This is a genomic window from Mesorhizobium sp. M7A.F.Ca.ET.027.03.2.1, assembly GCF_003999175.1.
GTDB lineage: Bacteria > Pseudomonadota > Alphaproteobacteria > Rhizobiales > Rhizobiaceae > Mesorhizobium.
The window spans coordinates 1-2766 of record NZ_RZOM01000848.1 but is presented as its reverse complement, the minus strand read 5'-3'; the positions used below and the strand labels follow the sequence as shown (position 1 = coordinate 2766).

At 59.7% G+C, this 2766-nt stretch carries 1 protein-coding gene; it reads right to left on the bottom strand.

All coding sequences use genetic code 11. The features are described 5' to 3' along the window. Nucleotides 1-258 precede the first annotated feature (258 nt). Nucleotides 259-1491, bottom strand: coding sequence for an MFS transporter (locus EN750_RS27895; RefSeq protein ID WP_126063819.1), 1233 nt, complete (start codon nt 1489-1491; stop codon nt 259-261). Nucleotides 1492-2766 lie beyond the last annotated feature (1275 nt).

Sequence of the window (2766 nt, the reverse complement as noted above, 5' to 3'; positions counted from 1 at the left end):
AGCTACATGAGAAAAGACCGATCGTCGTCGGTGGGACGCCGGCGCCCATCTGCCTCCGCAGCCAGTAGCCGGGCATTGAAGCCGAGACCGGGGACACGATGACGCAATAAGCGCGCTGTATTATCGCAACGCGATGAGCAGGAAGCAATTTGGCGCTGCCCCATCGACCGCATGGTTACGACGAAGCCGCGGCCTTTGGGCCGAGCTCAGAGGTGGCAATAGCGTGAACGCCGCCGACCGTCACTCCCCACCAGGCGGTCAGGTTTTGCGGTTCGGGCCGAGCAAAAATACTGTCAAGACAGCGAGGAACGTGGCAACCGCGCTGTAGACAAAGACACTGGCAATACCCGTGTGATCCACCAATAGGCCACCGAAAGTTGTGCCGGCTGCGATGGCCACTTGGAAGGTTATGACCATCAGTACACCAGCGCTCTCGGCCTGTTTCGGAGCGGCGCGTAGCACCATCCATGTCTGCAATCCGACCGGGACCGCGCCAAAAGCAAAGCCCCATACGGCAACTGCAATTGCCGAGGTCAAGGCCGATGCTCCCATAGTCAGGAGCGAGACAGCGGCTACGGCAATGAGCAGGGGCGGCAGGGCCGCGACCGCCTTGAGACTGTGTTTGGTGAGGAATGCGCCGGCTAAATTGCCGAAGACGCCGGCCGTGCCAAAAGCAAGGAACACGAGCGGGATTGACTTCTTTTCGAGCGCAGGAACGCTCTCGAGAAAGGCGCGGATGTAGGCGAAGCTGGCAAAATGGCCGGAAGCGACCAATAGCACGACTAGCACCGCAACCTTCATCGCCGGATTCTTCGCGACATCCAGCGGACTGCGGAATCTGCGCACTTCGATCGGAGGCAGTGGCGGAATGGTTACGAGTTGCACGAGCAGCGCAACGGCACTCACGATTGCGGCGACCTTGAACGAGGCTCGCCATCCCCAAATGTCACCGACATAAGCGCCGATTGGAGCCGCGCAGACGGAGGCGACAGAAACGCCGGTGAGGATGATCGACATGGCGCGCGGCATGAGGTGACTTGGAACCAGCCGCATCGCCAACGCTGCCGAAATAGACCAAAAACCACCAAGCGATATGCCAAGGACGACGCGTGCCGCCAGCAAAACCGGCAGCGACCCCGCAACCTCTGCCAGAACGTTCGACAGGATCAGCAGGAGCGTCATCGCCCAGATGACGACCCTGCGGTCCAGACGCTTTGTCACGATGGCGATTATCGGTGCCGAGATCGCCGCGACGATTGCGGTCGCTGTTAGCGCCTGTCCAGCCGTGCCCGTGGTGATACGGAGATCATGCGCGAGCGGTGTCAGAACGCTGGCGGGCAGAAACTCTGCCGTCACAAGCCCGAAGGTGCCGAAGGAAAGCGAAATGATGGCACCCCATGCAGGGCCAGAACGTTGATAGGGACTTTCTGGGTCAAGCCGATCTCGGTCGAACAAAGCCGCGTCCACTAAATCTGTCGCCGATTCGGTCATGAATGAGTTCTCCGGCTAGGAGCTGTTGCAGCAGGGGTGGCTACATCGCCGGGGATCAAAGCCGCGAGACCTTCCGGCGGCGGCCAGTCGGCATCAGTCGAGGCCTCGGCGCCCGACGCATCCGAGGCCTCATCGGAGGGCCGACGGACCCAACCGTCGACAATGCGGGAGAGTTCTCGGCGCGGTCGCATCGATCGCATTCGTCGAAGTGCGGTCTGTTCACTGCGAACCAAGCAAGCCGAACGCGGTGTCCTCGATCGAGGCCTTGATGGGGGGATGATCGACGATCTCTATATTGCTTTGAAGCAGGAAGTTCCGTCGCCATATGTGGTTATCCTGGCAGCCAGAATTGAGCGGTTGTCGCAAGCACCAAGGCGGTCGCAATGAGTGCAACGAGGCGGAAGTCTGATCGATGGCTGCGGTTCGATGGCCGCGCGATCGACAAAATTGAGGTGATGAGTTATCCCTTTTGAAGCCGTTGCTCCCAATTCTGGGATAAGGTAATTGCAGGCGGTCCCAGCAACGTCGGGCGGCCTTTTTGGTGATCGAATTCATGGGACGACACTCTCGGTCCGTGACGCATCTGCGAATGACTCCGCAAGTTCCGTGCCATCAACGACAAATCTGGCTCTGCTGAGCGGGTGGTGGAGGCACGAGCGTGGGCTATCCCAAGAGCTTGCCGCAAGGTTGTTCGAAGTTGAGGTGCCGGATAGACCGCAAATATGTCGGGCGGCCTGGGGTTGGCCAACACGAAGATGCGCAAGTTCAAAAGGACGAGCTGAACCCTTGCCGATATCCATCCGAGGCTGATCTGGAGAAGGTCAAGAACTGCGTCTTGAAGGCTTCCGCCGCACCGGCAAATGCTAAGCCAAGGTGCTGGGCAAGATGGACAGGGCCATCCAACCCGTCGACTGGACGCTCATTAATGGCGTCGGTGTGGCTCTGTAGCTGGCGAGAAAAACGCCCTGCTGAAAGACAAAAGCTCGTGTGGCCGGCTCTGAAGGACGGCCAGTGAGGCAGGCGAGGAGAGGCTATAGCCCATTCGTGTAGACTGATCTTGTCCCACGGAGGCGGCTAACCACCCCGCCAGACATCATCGAGGGGAGCGCCACTAGGCTTACCCCAAGTGTTGGTCATTTCCACCTGGGTGACCTCGGCCAAGTCACCAAGCCGCTTAGAGCAAGCTTTCGAACTGGATGCTCCCCGGGCACATGATCGGCTAGCTGTGAGCTTTCGGGAGGTTGTCCATTCGGACCGGACCGAGGAGACTGGAGT

Bases quoted from the DNA above. Each gene is read 5' to 3' on its own strand.
- EN750_RS27895 (WP_126063819.1), bottom strand. From the start codon at position 1,491: ATGACCGAATCGGCGACAGATTTAGTGGACGCGGCTTTGTTCGACCGA.